General features: G+C 40.5%; 15 protein-coding genes and 1 pseudogene. 8 read left to right on the forward strand and 8 right to left on the reverse strand.

What is annotated here, in order from left to right; all coding sequences use genetic code 11:
- Positions 1-35 precede the first annotated feature (35 nt).
- Complete coding sequence (locus WKU33_RS11285; RefSeq protein WP_340454610.1) at positions 36-1,424, reverse strand: sugar porter family MFS transporter; 1,389 nt, start codon at positions 1,422-1,424, stop codon at positions 36-38.
- Between the two features lie 511 nt (positions 1,425-1,935).
- Here WKU33_RS11285 and araA point away from each other — a divergent pair.
- The 5 genes and pseudogenes from araA to WKU33_RS11310 form a co-directional block, all read left to right on the forward strand.
- Complete coding sequence (gene araA, locus WKU33_RS11290) at positions 1,936-3,360, forward strand: L-arabinose isomerase (protein ID WP_077703049.1); 1,425 nt, start codon at positions 1,936-1,938, stop codon at positions 3,358-3,360.
- A gap of 195 nt (positions 3,361-3,555) precedes the next feature.
- Entirely contained in the window at positions 3,556-3,672 is a 117-nt protein-coding gene (locus tag WKU33_RS11295; protein WP_308425612.1) for an RAxF-45 family protein, read from the forward strand.
- 253 nt (positions 3,673-3,925) lie between these two features.
- Positions 3,926-5,797 (forward strand): ribosomal protection-like ABC-F family protein, encoded by a 1,872-nt coding sequence (gene abc-f, locus WKU33_RS11300; RefSeq protein WP_340454615.1) that lies wholly within the window; start codon positions 3,926-3,928, stop codon positions 5,795-5,797.
- Between the two features lie 97 nt (positions 5,798-5,894).
- A complete protein-coding gene (locus WKU33_RS11305; protein ID WP_370459778.1) occupies positions 5,895-6,371 on the forward strand; it encodes an ASCH domain-containing protein in 477 nt (158 codons plus the stop codon).
- A gap of 6 nt (positions 6,372-6,377) precedes the next feature.
- Positions 6,378-6,488, forward strand: a pseudogene (locus WKU33_RS11310) (SAM-dependent methyltransferase); the annotation flags it as partial.
- Between the two features lie 239 nt (positions 6,489-6,727).
- Here the strand turns inward: WKU33_RS11310 and WKU33_RS11315 are convergent.
- From WKU33_RS11315 to WKU33_RS11340, 6 genes are all read right to left on the reverse strand, one after another.
- Positions 6,728-7,396: a hypothetical protein gene (locus WKU33_RS11315; protein WP_340454617.1), complete on the reverse strand. Its 669-nt coding sequence runs from the start codon at positions 7,394-7,396 to the stop codon at positions 6,728-6,730.
- Positions 7,397-7,554: 158 nt separating this feature from the next.
- Positions 7,555-8,298 carry a 3-oxoacyl-ACP reductase FabG gene (gene fabG, locus WKU33_RS11320; protein WP_340454619.1) on the reverse strand — a complete coding sequence of 248 codons (744 nt, stop codon included), beginning with the start codon at positions 8,296-8,298 and terminating at the stop codon, positions 7,555-7,557.
- Positions 8,299-8,435: 137 nt separating this feature from the next.
- Positions 8,436-9,530, reverse strand: a complete 1,095-nt coding sequence (gene ytvI / locus WKU33_RS11325; RefSeq protein WP_156857003.1) for a sporulation integral membrane protein YtvI — start codon at positions 9,528-9,530, stop codon at positions 8,436-8,438.
- Positions 9,531-9,721: 191 nt separating this feature from the next.
- Entirely contained in the window at positions 9,722-10,078 is a 357-nt protein-coding gene (locus WKU33_RS11330) for a DUF779 domain-containing protein (protein WP_156857002.1), read from the reverse strand.
- A 79-nt stretch (positions 10,079-10,157) separates the two neighbouring features.
- Complete coding sequence (gene adh / locus WKU33_RS11335; protein WP_340454622.1) at positions 10,158-11,678, reverse strand: aldehyde dehydrogenase; 1,521 nt, start codon at positions 11,676-11,678, stop codon at positions 10,158-10,160.
- Positions 11,679-11,834: 156 nt separating this feature from the next.
- Positions 11,835-12,188 (reverse strand): DUF488 domain-containing protein, encoded by a 354-nt coding sequence (locus WKU33_RS11340; protein WP_336252635.1) that lies wholly within the window; start codon positions 12,186-12,188, stop codon positions 11,835-11,837.
- A 192-nt stretch (positions 12,189-12,380) separates the two neighbouring features.
- Here WKU33_RS11340 and WKU33_RS11345 point away from each other — a divergent pair, with 192 nt between their 5' ends.
- Complete coding sequence (locus tag WKU33_RS11345) at positions 12,381-13,226, forward strand: patatin-like phospholipase family protein (RefSeq protein WP_336252634.1); 846 nt, start codon at positions 12,381-12,383, stop codon at positions 13,224-13,226.
- Positions 13,227-13,285: 59 nt separating this feature from the next.
- Complete coding sequence (locus WKU33_RS11350; RefSeq protein WP_156856998.1) at positions 13,286-13,639, forward strand: hypothetical protein; 354 nt, start codon at positions 13,286-13,288, stop codon at positions 13,637-13,639.
- A gap of 70 nt (positions 13,640-13,709) precedes the next feature.
- Here the strand turns inward: WKU33_RS11350 and WKU33_RS11355 are convergent, their stop codons facing one another.
- Complete coding sequence (locus tag WKU33_RS11355) at positions 13,710-13,916, reverse strand: hypothetical protein (protein WP_188858573.1); 207 nt, start codon at positions 13,914-13,916, stop codon at positions 13,710-13,712.
- A gap of 139 nt (positions 13,917-14,055) precedes the next feature.
- Here WKU33_RS11355 and WKU33_RS11360 point away from each other — a divergent pair, with 139 nt between their 5' ends.
- The gene (locus WKU33_RS11360; protein ID WP_336252633.1) at positions 14,056-14,211 is read left to right on the forward strand and encodes a hypothetical protein; all 156 of its coding nucleotides are present in this window, start codon (positions 14,056-14,058) and stop codon (positions 14,209-14,211) included.
- Positions 14,212-14,699 lie beyond the last annotated feature (488 nt).

The following is a 14,699-nucleotide window of genomic DNA, read 5'->3' on the forward strand; positions in this document are numbered from 1 at the left end:
CCTCCAAAATCTATTATTCTGGTTCTCTCTTCATTTTAGGCTGTTTTATTATTCTTTGCCAATCCTTTCATTTCACCGATTTTCTCAATTTCTTCTAATGTGCGGCCGCGAGTTTCTGGTACACGGATACGGATAAAGCCGACTCCGAGTAGACAAATGATACCAAAGATAGCGAATACAGCTTCCTGTGCCATCGATGCAGTCATAATCGGAAAGAGCAATCCGACTAGGAAAGATCCTATCCAGTTAAAGGATGAAGCCAAACCGGATGCACGTCCGCGGATGAGCAGCGGGAAGATTTCTCCGACAATTACCCACGTTAAAGGTGCCCATGTAAAGGAATAGAATGCGACATAAATACTTAGGAACACAACAATCATCATCGGGTTCGCATCTGGAACAATGGAATTGATAATCGCCGGGAAGATAAAGGAAAGCCCCATTACTGTACCCCCGAGGGTCAACAATGTCCGACGCTTAAATTTATCCGCAATGACAAGGAACACTAAGGAACCTATTACTAGAATGATACCTTGGATAATCGGCCACAGCAATGCAGAGCTTGCTGCTTGTCCAGTAGCTGATTCTACGATTAATGGGATATAGTAGAATATCGCGTTAGCTCCTTGGAACTGCTGGAAGGCTGCGACACCGACACCGGCAATAACTAAATAGCGATATTTACTATTTAATAAAGCACCCCAAGAAACTTTCTGATTTTCTTGCTTACTGCTCTCTTGAATTTCTTTGATTTCGGTTTCAATTGCTTCTTTATTTGGGCGAATATAGCTTAGTACCTGACGAGCTTCGCCAATCTTATTATTTTTAATAAGGAAACGAGGCGATTCCGGTAACTTTAATACACCGAGAAACAGAATGATAGCTGGTACCGCTGCCATCGCAAGCATAGAGCGCCAAGCCATCGTCGTTGGTAATCCGCTTAGTAAAAAGTCAACAACATAGGACAGTAACATCCCGGAAACAATCATTGTCTGGTTTATCCCAGATAAGCGTCCCCGTAACTTGGCTGGAGCCATCTCTGACATATAGGCCGGAACAAGTGCAGATGCTGCACCAACGGCAAGACCGAGAAAGACCCGAACGATAATTAAGAAGATATCACCATTAGACGGTGCAATTCCCGAAAGGATTGATCCAATAACGAAGATAATCGCAGAAGCTAGAATCATCTTCCGGCGCCCGAAACGGTCCGAAAGTTGTCCTGCAAGAGCACCACCGAAGATTGCCCCTAACATAATAGAAGAAGTTATCAAGCCAATTGTTGCCGCATTTTGCAGTCCCCAATCTTGCTGCAGGAATGGAAGCGCTCCTGTCATAACACCAATATCATAACCGAATAATATTCCTCCAAAAGCTCCAAAGAAATAGATAAACTTATGAGAAATCTTTTTTTCTTTTACCAATTAAATTCCCTCCCTAGGTGTAGAACATTTCTCGAAAATAACTTCTTTAAAATCGTAAAGGCTTACAAACAAGAACGTAATGAGAGTACTAGCAAGTGAATGGAATTATTTATCAGTACAACTATGTTAAAAAATATGAATTAATTGCGTATAACTAATGTACCTCCTCTTTTATATGGTTACTTTCAGCTGGAAGTAAAGGCTTTCACAAATAAATAATATCATTATTGTACAGACAAATCAACTAAAATATTTTTGTTCGTATAAATAGTGTAGTGTCATATGCTTTGGAACACGTGGATTTATTAAGGGTTCTATTGTTTTACAGAGATGATTCACCTATCTTTTATACGTATAAATAAACTTATTATTGACTTGTGCGTATCATTAATATACAATACAAGTTGTAAGCGATTTACAAAATATTAAACGTACAGTACTGTAAAGAGATTCAAACCATGTGAATGGAGCAGGGGAAACTTAAGATATTTAATTCAAGGAGGTCTTTATTATGTTGGAAATAAATCAATATGAATTTTGGTTCATTGTAGGAAGTCAGCATTTATATGGGGAAGAAGCATTGAATGCCGTTAAGGAAAACGCGGTAGAAATCATGAATGAATTAAATGAAAAGGGTAATTTCCCTTATCCGATTGTATTTAAAACAGTTGCGACGACTGCCGATAGCATCACAGAGGTTATGAAGGAAATTAACTATAATGATCGTGTTGCTGGTGTTATTACGTGGATGCATACATTCTCTCCAGCGAAAAACTGGATCAGAGGGACGAAGCTACTTCAAAAGCCGTTGCTCCATTTGAATACACAGTTAGCGAATAATATTCCATGGAAAGACATTGATATGGACTATATGAACCTACACCAAAGTGCACACGGGGATAGAGAGTATGGTTACATTAATGCTCGTTTGAAGAAAAATAATAAAATTGTTGTCGGCCACTGGAAAGATGAAGATGTTCAGAAGGAAATTAAACAGTGGATGGATGTTGCTGTTGCTTATAATGAAAGCTTCAACATTAAAGTTGCTAGATTCGGTGACAATATGCGTAATGTGGCTGTTACGGACGGGGATAAGATTGAAGCACAAATTCAATTCGGTTGGACAGTCGATTACTTCGGTATTGGTGATTTAGTCGCTGAAATGAATGAAGTGACGGATGAAGCGATTGATGAGGTTTATAAAGAGTGTGAAGAGAAATACGAATTTGTAGTAGGTGAAAATGATCCAGCATTTTTCGAAAACCAAGTGAAAGAACAAATTAGGATTGAAATCGCATTGAAGAGATTTTTAGAGCGCGGTGGTTATACTGCATTCACGACGAACTTCGAGGATCTATGGGGTATGAAGCAGCTCCCTGGTATGGCTGTACAGCGTCTGAATGAAGCTGGGTTTGGTTTTGCTGGTGAAGGTGACTGGAAAACAGCAGCACTTGACCGTTTAATTAAGATTATGACTCATAACAAGTTGACAGGCTTTATGGAAGATTATACGTACAACTTAGTGAAAGGTGAGGAAGCGATTCTAGGCTCGCATATGCTTGAAGTTGATCCGACCTTAGCAAGCACGAAGCCACGTGTGGAAGTTCACCCACTAGGTATTGGTGATAAGGAAGACCCTGCACGCTTAGTGTTTGATGGAGTGGAAGGAGAAGGTGTGAACTTGACTGTTTCCGACTTTGGTGATCATTTCCGAATGGTAATGTACGAAGTAGAAGGAAGTATCCCAGCGGAACCTGCCCCGCATCTTCCGGTCGCTCGTCAAATGGTGACTATAAATGCCGGATTCCAGCATGGCGTGGAAAAATGGGTTGAATATGGTGGAGGTCACCATACAGTTCTATCATTTGCAGTTACAGCTAAACAAATAGAAGATTTAGCGAAAATGTTCGGATTGGAATGTGTAACAATCCGATAAAGTAAAACTTCAATCAGCGGGGCGCTTTATCCCCGCTGATTGTTAGTTGAACGGACATAAGGTATTAATGCGGACTGGGACATGGGGTCAGAGCATTTGTCCCAGGGACAAACGATCTGACCCCACGCTCCACTTGCAGATTATTCCTATAAATGATACACTACAAGTGATTATTTGAAATGGAGGTGGTTAAGGATGTTGAATCAGGCTGTTTTAGGGCACGGTTATGTATTGGATTTTCTGTATTTTTGCCGTGCAAAATTTGCAGGTTTAGTTGTTAACGGGATAAGTATGCCCTTTTTTAACAACTAAATAGCAAACTAAAACAGTGAAACATTCTTAACCCGCAGGCGGTATAATACGTAGGCAAAGAGTGCATTTTCATGCTCTCTTTTTTCATATAGTGAAGTGGTCGCACTTCTATAAGTCATGGGGAGAGTTGTCTTCTCATGGCTTTTTTATGTTTAAGAAGGATTGGGACATGGGGTCAGAGCATTTGTCCCAAACGAGCGGTCGCTCGGGACAAATGCTCTGACCCCGCGTCCCATTACGAGGAGGAAGGAAAATGATTATTTGCAGTGTGAATCATATCGCAAAAATGTATGGTGGAAATATGGTTTTTGAAGATATTACATTTGAAATAAAAGAAAAAGAACGGCTTGCTTTAGTAGGAAGAAATGGAAGTGGAAAGACGACTCTACTTCGGTTGTTAGCTGGTGAGGAGTTAGCTGACGAAGGAAAAATTCACTGGAAAAAAGGTGCTTCCAGAGGGATTTTGCGGCAGATTCCGGAAGGGGTGGAAGGTACTGGTAGAGATGTTTTAAAGCATGCCTTTTTTGAACTGACTAAGATCGCACAGAAGATGGAAAAGCTTGAACGTGATATGGCTATTGAGGTGGATGCAAAAAGGTTAGAAAAATTAGTATCCGAATATGGTACGTTACAAGAAATATTTACTGTAAAAGGCGGTTATGAAATGGAGGCGGAGATCGAGAAAATTATCCATGGACTAAATATGGAATCTTTCATTCAGCAACCATTTCGTGAGCTTAGCGGAGGAGAGAAGACAAAGGTAGGGTTAGGTCAACTGCTGTTGAAACAACCGGACTTGTTACTGTTAGATGAACCGACGAATCATCTTGATCTCATGGCTGTTGAGTGGTTGGAGAGCTTTTTGCAAGATTACGAGGGGACAGTTCTTGTGATCTCCCATGATCGTTATTTTCTCGATGAAGTAGTAGATAAAGTGATGGATTTGGAGGACGGGGAACTGACGATGTATCACACGAATTTTACCGGATATGTAAAGGAAAAAGAGAAGCGACTATTGCAAGCTTTTCAGGATTATGAGGAGCAACAGAAGAAAATAAAGAAAATGAAGGAGGCGATTAAACGGTTGCGGGAATGGGCGAACCGTGCGAATCCTCCAAATGCAGACCTTCACCGGAGAGCTCGTAATATGGAGAGAGCCTTGGAAAGAATGGATAAATTGAATAGGCCAGTATTAGAGCGGAAGAAGATGGGGCTTGAAATGGAAGCTGGAGAAAGGAGTGGAAAGGATGTTATCCAGCTACGCGATGTCAAGAAAAGTTTTTCAGGAAAACAATTATTTGCGGACATCTCGATGCATCTTGTCTACCAAGAGCGAGCTGCAATAATTGGGGAGAATGGGAGTGGAAAGTCAACACTTCTGAAGCTGATATTAGGTGAAATAGCTGCAGATGGAGGAGAAATACGAATAGGGAGCAACGTCAAAATTGGCTATCTGTCTCAGCATGTATTTCAAGAAGCTAAGAATGAAACGGTGATTGAAGCTTTTCGTAATAAGGTGAGGGTAACGGAAGGAGAAGCAAGAAACATTTTAGCGAAGTTCATGTTTTATGGTTATGCCGTCTTTCAAAAGGTTTCCGGTTTGAGTGGTGGGGAGCGGATGCGTCTAAGACTTGCGGAACTGATGTATCAGGATGTGAATCTCTTAATTTTGGATGAACCGACAAACCACTTGGATATTGATTCCCGGGAAGTGTTGGAGGAAGCGTTGGATGATTTTAACGGAACGATCTTGGCTGTATCCCATGACCGGTATTTTCTTAATCGCTTGTTTGAGAAAATATATTGGATGAAAGATGGAACTCTTCATGCGTTTAATGGGAGTTATTCCTGGGCGAAGGAGAAAATGGAGGAGACTAGAGAGCGACAAGCGGAAAAGAAGGAGCTTGATAGAAAACAAGAACACTCCCTTTTCGAAAAAAAGCCTCGTGAGAAAAAACATAACGAAAACAAGATAGAGAAAGAACTAAATCTTCTGGAGGGAAGAATTATAGAACTAGAAAAGAAACTATCAGAAACTCAAGACTTGGACTTATTACAGCAACTATATGAGGAAAAAGAAGAACTAGAAGAGAAATGGCAAGCACTTATTGAAAAATTAGACTAATCGGTAGGTGGGACATGGGGTCAGAGTAAATGTCCCAAACGAGCGGTCGTTCGGGACATTTACTCTGACCCCAGTGTCCCACTTTTAAGGGAGGAATATGAAAATGGAAAATAAATCATTGATTAAGATGTGGCAGGAGTATCAGGATAGGTTTGGAGATGTAGCTAGCGAGTATGAGGCATGGGCTTTCGGGAATTCCAAGGAGATGGCAGATGAACTTGCTGATCTTGTGTTGGCTGGAGTTAAAACGGCAACTAGTTCCCTTTATCTATTCTATGAATTGGAGAATGAAACTTTACCGTACGTTGGGCTGCATAATATTATTCTGAACGGTAAGGGAGAAGCGGTTGCGATCATCGAAACAACTTCAGTCCAGATTACTCCTTATGATGAAGTTACAGAAGAACATGCATATCTGGAAGGGGAGGGGGATCGTTCTTTAGCTTATTGGCAGAAAGTACATGAAGATTTTTTCAAAAAAGAACTTCGAGAGATAAATAGAGATTTTACAGAAGATAAGCTCGTCGTTTGTGAGAAGTTTAAGTTGGTATATAAGAATGGAGAAATTTGTTAAAGGGGAGAAATTCAAGGTCAAATTGATGCTGGCTTTGCTATTATTGGTTTTTACGAAGATGATTTCGGCGGGAAGCGGATGCTAGATAAGTATATTAAAACATTTATCACGTATTAGCGGTCTGTAATCCCCCTCCTCTAAACATGAGGGAAGCCCAATATGTGAAGGGCGGGAATAAACAGTCCGTAAATCCCTGATTCTGTTCAACTAACATTCAGTGGGAAGGTAAGGATCCCCCCACTGAATGAGTTTCACTTTATCGCTACACGTGCGGTTAAAATTGATCAAATGGAAATTTTACCTAAATAACTATTAAACGGGCCAAATCCAGTTCAATTTGACCCGTTTAAAGATTTTTAGAATTTATTTCTCATCGTTCTCATACGATAAGCGGACTTTCGTTCTTGTGTATTTGCCTCTCTGGGTGTTGGAACGGTGGAGTAAATGAACAGGCAAACGAAAATAGTTAGATTACCAGCCCACGTCATTTCAAGGTGGGGGAATAATAATTTAAGTGCGATTGGATATAGAATGAGCAAGAGACTTGTTGCCATTAATTGACAAGCTGTTCCGATAATTTTGTTTTCTAAGCGTTTATGACTGCGCCGGTAGGGTACAATCTGCCGAATTGTTCTTGCAATACGGATGAAAAAGGCTGTTAATCTAGTTTTTACGAGAAATCGTAAGGCAATAAAATATAAAATGATGTACATTATCCCGTATGTTAAAGAGAATTCCAATAACGCAAAGTCCTGTGATGTAAGTAAATGAACGCCTTCACCGTTTGCGAAGAATTGCGGCGTGCCAAATAAATAAGGATGAATGAAAATGATGATTCCGACGAGCAAACTAACCGCTGCTGTAAATACTCCAAGCATGAAAATGTGCAGACTGATGAGCAAAACTTTCCCAAGAAACTTAAATAGGGAAGAAAGTACACTGGATTTCCTCACCAATGAAATAATAATTGCTAAAACAATAATAACGAAAAAGAAAATCCCATAATTAATTAAAGCTTCAACCAAACCCCTCACCCCTTTCCTATGATTTAACTACACTATCAAAAAAATATCAAAGGGCCTATCCTCCTATTTTTGGGTGCTAGGGTCGGCGGGACAAGGGGTCAGAGCAACTGTCCCAAACGAGCGGTCGCTCGGGACAAATGCTCTGACCCCCTGTCCCGCTAAAGCATGATGCCGCCGTCGACGTGGAGGGCGTGGCCGTTTATGTAGTCGGATTCGTTGGATGCTAGGAAGAGATAGGCATTAGCAATGTCTTCTGGTTTACCAAACCGCTGTTGGGGAATTTGCGCTTTCATTTGTTCAATAACCTTCTCAGGTACTGATGTAACCATACTTGTTTCTGTAAATCCAGGTACGACTGCATTTACATTAATTCCTTTTCTCGCCAGTTCTTTCGCCCAGCTTTTGGTCATGCCGATGATGCCGGCTTTTGCAGCGGCATAATTTGTTTGTCCAACATTACCATACACACCAGAAACAGAGGATGTACTTATAATTTTTCCACTACCTTGTTTAATCATGTATGGGATAACTGCTTTGGTACACTGGAATACTCCAGTTAAGTTCACATTGATGACTTGCTGGAATTCTTCGACACTCATTTTGGTAAGCATTGCATCCCTTGTGATGCCTGCATTATTAACTAAAATATCAATCCGGCCATACTCTTGAATAGTCTCATCCGCAAGCTGCTTGCAACTATCCCAGTCAGCAACATTAACTTGGATGAAGCGGCAATCCACTCCTTCTTCTTGCAATATTTTCTCTTGTTGTTTTCCTGTATTCTCATCAAAGTCTGCAATCACTACCTTTGCATCTTCCTTCGCAAAAACGCGAACTGCTGCAAGCCCAATACCATTCGCAGCCCCTGTAATAATTGCAACCTTCCCATCTAATCTCCCCATCTCAAAAACTCCTTTCCGAATTATTTAATATTTTCTATCATTTTAACATAGAAAAAGAAAATCGGGACACTGGGGTCAGAGCATTTGTCCCAATCAACTGGGACAAGTGCTCTGACCCCAATGTCCCAGCCCCTCGGTTAGTTTTCTGTTCGTTCTGGTTTTGAGGTTAGTTCAAATAATCCTGCTTCTTTGGCGGTGATGAATGCAATGTAAACAAATGGTCCGAAGATGAGTCCGAGTACACCGCCCAGTACATACCCGAAGTACATGGAGAGTACGGTTGGAAGGGCAGCGAGACCAATAGAATCTCCCAACACTTTTGGTTCGATTGCTCGGCGTAACACGAGTAGAATGACGGTAAGGATAATCAATTGAATCCCCATAAATGTTTTCCCGAGAATAAAGGCGAGTAGTGCCCAGGGGACAAGTACAAGTGCCGGCCCGACGTATAATGGAATGATATCGACAATCCAGATAATGAAAGACATGACCAAGGCGGGCCCAGGAGCAATAAACTTAAGGCTAATGAAGCAAAAAATAAATACCCCGATACTTAAGATGAGTTGTGCTTTCCAATATCCGAGGAAGACTTCACCCATACGTTTGGAAATGAACTGCAGCTTAGCGGCAAGGTCAGAACGGAACCAGCTCCAGAAAATCTTTTTCACTCTTGGTAATTCCAGACTGAATAAAAATAGAGCAATCAAGAAGAATAAGGAGACAAAAATTAAGTTTGGAATCGCCGCTACAATATTTTGTACAAAAGACCCGATTCCAGTAATAATAGAGGTCGTAATACTTAACGCTGTCTGCATGAAATCAGAAGATAATGCTTCTAGTTCTTCAATAATGACATCCGCCATTGGAACTTCTTGGAGAAAATCATAGAACTTTTCAATATTGTTTTCGATAAAATGCTGAACTTCGATGGCATAGCGCGGGATTTGAAAAGCCCATCCATAAAGGATGTCAAAAATGACAACGACTGTAATATAAATGATTAAGCCGCTAATGATCAGAAAGGATAGAAAGGTAATCAAAACAGGTAAGATTCTTTTCTTCCATTTGAATTTGCGCATCATTAGCCGAACGAATGGTTCAAAAACTAGTGCGAGCAATAGTGCAAGTAGGATGGGGAAAATTTGTGAGAAATAAAAATATGTAAGGAGGCCCCCAACAACAATAAGTACTCCGATGATAATTCGTTTGATAATTACATTTGACGTGCTCATTTATAAGCAGCTCACCTTTCAAGTATAAAGATAGAATAATAGATTAAGATAAAAGTTCGGTAAAAGATACAACTATTATAACAGGTTAGAAGGGGAAACACCCATTCAATTGCTAGGAAATTTAGGGACATTGGGGTCAGAGCATTTGTCCCAGTGGGACAAATGCTCTGACCCCACGTCCCATCCCGCGATCACAATTCTAATTTTTCTCGTTCTTCTGTTGTGAAAATCCGTGATCTTGTCAAAAATCGCTTCCCTTCTGGACCTTCCACGGAAAACATCCCACCTCTTCCATCTACCACATCAATGATAAGCTGGGTATGTTTCCAGTATTCATATTGATCTTTGGACATGTAAAAAGGCGTATCGCCAATTTCTCCTAGTAACATATCCGATTCACCGGTTCTGAATTCATCACGTGGATAGCACATTGGGGAACTTCCGTCACAGCAACCTCCGGATTGATGAAACATGAGCGGGCCATGGATTGTTTTCAATTTTTCTAGTAATTGAAGTGTACTTTCCGTCGCAACAACACGTTGTACCATCAAAAAATCCCTCCTTATTTTAATCTATGTAAAAAGGAAGCTAATCAATACAGGCGATTAGCTTCCTTGCAGATGAAAGTTAGAATAAACCGGTAGGGCCTTCACTATAACTGATTAATAAGTTTTTCGTTTGCTGGTAATGGGCGAGCATCGTCTGGTGATTCTCCCGGCCGATTCCGGACTTTTTATATCCGCCAAATGCAGCATGGGCAGGATATTGATGATACGTATTCGTCCAAACTCTTCCTGCTTGAATCTCCCGACCAAAGCGGTAAGCAGTATTAATATTCCGCGTCCAGACACCAGCACCTAGACCGTAGAGTGTATCATTCGCGATCTCCAGCGCTTCTTCCTTATCCTTGAAGGTTGTGACAGACAGGACCGGACCGAAAATTTCTTCCTGGAAAATCCGCATTTTGTTATGTCCTTTAAAGATAGTCGGTTCCACATAGTAACCGTTCGAAAGCTCTCCGTCCAGTTTATTTACATTCCCTCCGATTAACACTTCCGCGCCTTCTTGTTTTCCGATATCAAGGTAGGAAATAATTTTCTCTAGTTGTTCGGTTGAGGCTTGTGCACCCATCATTGTGGTCGTATCGAGCGGATGACCGATTTTAATTTCTTTAACTCGTGCGAGTGCCCGTGCCATAAATTCATCGTATATGGACTCATGAATCAAGGCACGAGAAGGACAGGTACACACTTCACCTTGATTTAAGGCGAACATTGTCAAGCCTTCCACCGCTTTATCGAGAAAACCATCATCTTTGTCCAAAACGTCTTCAAAAAAGATATTTGGTGACTTTCCTCCAAGCTCCAATGTTACCGGGATAATATTTTCAGATGCATATTGCATAATCAAGCGGCCGGTTGTTGTTTCGCCGGTAAAAGCAACTTTATCAATCCCCGGATTTGTTGCAAGTGGCTTTCCAGCTTCGACTCCGAATCCATTCACGACATTCAATACACCAGGAGGAAGCAAGTCATGAATCAACTCCAAGAGCACATGAATCGATGCTGGTGTTTGTTCAGCAGGCTTTAAAACGACACAGTTACCAGTAGCAAGCGCTGGTGCAAGCTTCCACGTCGCCATTAACAGTGGGAAGTTCCACGGAATAATCTGTCCGACGACACCGAGCGGCTCATGGAAGTGATAAGCAACCGTGTCATGATCGATTTGGCTGATGCCACCTTCTTGTGCACGGATGACACCGGCAAAATAGCGGAAGTGATCGATGGCTAAAGGCAAGTCAGCTGCGAGGGGCTCGCGAATTGCTTTTCCGTTATCCCAAGTTTCCGCAACGGCGAGCATTTCCATATTGTTCTCTATGCGATTTGCAATTTCATTTAAAATGTTTGCCCGCTCCGTAACCGAAGTTTTTCCCCAGGCTTCCTTCGCTTCATTGGCTGCATCGACTGCTAACTGGATATCTTCTTTTGTTGAACGGGCGATTTCACAGAATGCTTTACCAGTTACCGGACTGACATTTTCAAAATATAATCCCTTGACTGGTGGACGATATTCTCCTCCAATGAAGTTATCGTAACGGTCCTTAAATGTAATCACTGCACCTTCTATATTTGGGTTTTTATACCTCATATTAAAATCCCTCTCCTTTAATAATTTTTGCCATGTTGACTATAGGTTTGTCCTAATAAAACATATGCAAGTAGGAGAGGGAAAATGACTGGGACGGGACATGGGGTCAGAGCATTTGTCCCAGTGGGACAGATACTCTGACCCCATGTCCCGCTTTTAACCATCTAATTTTTCTTTTAATATGACTGCTTGGTTTTCTTTTTCATTTTTTGCTGCGAAGAGGAGAGTGACTTGGTTGGCATCAGCTGCTATTTTCTTTAATTCATCAAGCGCTTCTTTTTGTTCGCCGGATTTTAATTCTTTTAAGTACTTTTCTTTAAATTGTTTAAAGCTCATTTCATCATGATGAAATGATTTTCGTAATTCATCTGTCGGACCAATTTCTTTTAGCCAGTGATCGAGTTTCGCTTTTTCCTTCGATACCCCTCTTGGCCAGAGACGGTCAACGAGAATGCGTACCCCGTCTGCTTTTGCGGATTCATCATAAATTCGTTTCAGTTTAATCTTCAAGAAAATCCTTCCCTTCCAATATCTAATGTACCCAGGTATGCAAGAAAGAAATCTTCTTACCTGTTTTAAATTGAAAAAATTCCCAAACTCTAGGCAGGTCTGTTAAAATGATATTATTTAATTGTAGTATCCGGAGCATAATATAAATGGAAAAAGCCTACAAAATTCACAATAAAGTTGAGGGAAGAGACGATGGTTAATGCAGGATTAATCCTTGAAGGTGGCGGTATGCGCGGATTATATACGGCAGGAGTGCTTGAATATTTTATGGAGCGGGATTTATACCCACCCTATGTCATCGGTGTTTCGGCGGGAGCTTGTATGGCCGCATCTTATCTTTCAAGGCAAAAAGGTCGAAACAAAAAAGTGAATCTCGGTTTTATTGAGGATAAACGTTACCTTTCCTTTAGAAATTTTATCAAGAAACGGGAACTTTTTGGGATGGATTTTATTTTTGATGAAATTCCAAATAAATTAGTTCCATTTGATATGGATGCGTTTAAGCAGAATACAGAGGAATTCGTCATTGTAACCACCGATTGTGACACAGGGGAGCCGGTCTATTTTAATAAAACGGACCAGGGGACAGATCTCGTGAAATTACTCCGTGCCTCAAGTTCTTTGCCATTTGTAGCGTCGAGTGTGGAATATAAAAGCCGGCATTTATTAGACGGCGGGATTAGTGATCCCATTCCGATAAAAAAATCAGAGCAAGATGGCTTTGAAAAGAATGTAATTATCCTTACAAAGCCAGAGGGTTATTTCAAACGGCCAAGAAAAATGTACTCTATTATTAAGTATAAGCAGCATCCGAAAATAAATGATTTATTAAGGGAACGGTATAAGCATTATAATGAGACACTTGAATATGTCGCTAAACAGGAACAGCTAGGAAATGCGTTTGTGATGCGACCAAGTGCGGAATTGCCGGTAGGGAGGGCGGAACGGAAGAAGGAACGAGTGGAGGAGCTTTATGAGTTAGGTTGGAACGATGCTAAAGAGCAATTTGAGGCACTGCAGCGCTTTCTTAGCAATTGAAAACACTCTTTGTATGTTTTTCCGAAGAGAGGGAAAACGTAATAAAAAGGAGTGATACAATGAAGCAACGGCGCTTAAGCATTGAAGAATTTAATGAATTATTACAGAAATGGAATGATCAACAGATAAAGATTGTGAAGCAGGAAATGGATGATATAGATGAAATACTTCTTGTTTTAAGAGGAGTTTCTTTCACGAAGGGACAGAATATTGATGATTATATATCCCATTACGCCTTGCAATTAAACGGAAGTGGTCTCATCGAAACAACGATGAACAATTATGAATCCTTGCCAGCTGAAACATTTGAAATCCCTCTTGAAGAGGAAGCAACGTACGAATTTGATGGGGCTCGCTTTACGATCAGCACCTCCCGCGGAGTTTATACGATAGAACAGAATCAATTCGTTTAGGAGAAAATAAGTAGTTTAGCATTTTTTATTGAAAAAGATGCTAAACTACTTTATTTTTTGGAATGAATTCTTATTCGAACGGAATCGCAAAGCTTCTTTTGTTAGGATGTTTAGCAACGAGCAGATGGCATTTTCTTGCATTATCTTTTGTATACCAATGATCTTTTAAATATCTTTCCAACTCGTCCACTGTTTTAACCTTTTCGTCTTTTAATTCACTTAGAAGCATTTTAATATGCTCTTCATTCAACAGAAAGCCATTAATTTCTATCTTCATCATGGATAACTCCTTTTTCATTCAAATCTCTATGTCCGCATTATACCAAAAGAGAACGGAATACGATAATTTCTATCTGAAATAACTAGTAAAAAGAAGGACACACTAAGATTGAATTAGTGTAAAGGAGGTTTATACCATGTCAGAGGAAAATAAGAATAGAAATAAGGATAAAGGAAAACAGAGGAACGTGAGGAAATATGATACGAGGCCGAAGCGCGATGTGGAGATAGCTGAGGATACAGAGTTCCTAAATCTTGATCAGAAGAGAAATAAAAGAAAACGGGATGATTAATTTTAGTGCTTGGGAATGGGTGCCGGTGACTGCTTTTGCCAAAAAGGCACCCTTAATTTATCACGTATTAACGGTCTGTAATCCCCCCTCTTCTAAACATGAGGGAAGCCCAATATGTGAAGGGTAGATAAACAGTTCGTAAATCCCTGATTCTGTTCAACTAACTTTCAGTGGGGAAGGTAAGGATACCCCACTGAATGAGTTTCACTTTATTTTTATAGGGAAGGGATATAAGATTTATCTTCCACGTATGTTTTATCCAAATTGTTGTTTGCAAAGAATATATTATAAAGATGATTTTCTATTGTGGGACAATTGCTCTGACCCCCGTGTCCCAGCAAAAATGGGGACAAATGCACTGACCCCATGTCCCGCACTTTTTCTTGCATTTTGATGGGGAATACGTTATATTTAAATTGTGATAGTTAGTGAAAATATTCACAAGTTAAAGTGTGAGAGGGATTTCAATTAAGTGATGGTTAAGGGAA

The organism is Oceanobacillus sp. HCA-5259 (assembly GCF_037892815.1).
GTDB lineage: Bacteria > Bacillota > Bacilli > Bacillales > Amphibacillaceae > Oceanobacillus > Oceanobacillus indicireducens.

Coding starts and splice junctions, on each gene's coding strand:
- araA (WP_077703049.1), top strand. CDS start 1,936: ATGTTGGAAATAAATCAATATGAATTTTGGTTCATTGTAGGAAGTCAG.
- WKU33_RS11295 (WP_308425612.1), top strand. CDS start 3,556: ATGTTGAATCAGGCTGTTTTAGGGCACGGTTATGTATTGGATTTTCTG.
- abc-f (WP_340454615.1), top strand. CDS start 3,926: ATGATTATTTGCAGTGTGAATCATATCGCAAAAATGTATGGTGGAAAT.
- WKU33_RS11305 (WP_370459778.1), top strand. CDS start 5,895: ATGAAAATGGAAAATAAATCATTGATTAAGATGTGGCAGGAGTATCAG.
- fabG (WP_340454619.1), bottom strand. CDS start 8,298: ATGGGGAGATTAGATGGGAAGGTTGCAATTATTACAGGGGCTGCGAAT.
- ytvI (WP_156857003.1), bottom strand. CDS start 9,530: ATGAGCACGTCAAATGTAATTATCAAACGAATTATCATCGGAGTACTT.
- WKU33_RS11330 (WP_156857002.1), bottom strand. CDS start 10,078: ATGGTACAACGTGTTGTTGCGACGGAAAGTACACTTCAATTACTAGAA.
- adh (WP_340454622.1), bottom strand. CDS start 11,678: ATGAGGTATAAAAACCCAAATATAGAAGGTGCAGTGATTACATTTAAG.
- WKU33_RS11345 (WP_336252634.1), top strand. CDS start 12,381: ATGGTTAATGCAGGATTAATCCTTGAAGGTGGCGGTATGCGCGGATTA.
- WKU33_RS11350 (WP_156856998.1), top strand. CDS start 13,286: ATGAAGCAACGGCGCTTAAGCATTGAAGAATTTAATGAATTATTACAG.
- WKU33_RS11355 (WP_188858573.1), bottom strand. CDS start 13,916: ATGAAGATAGAAATTAATGGCTTTCTGTTGAATGAAGAGCATATTAAA.
- WKU33_RS11360 (WP_336252633.1), top strand. CDS start 14,056: ATGTCAGAGGAAAATAAGAATAGAAATAAGGATAAAGGAAAACAGAGG.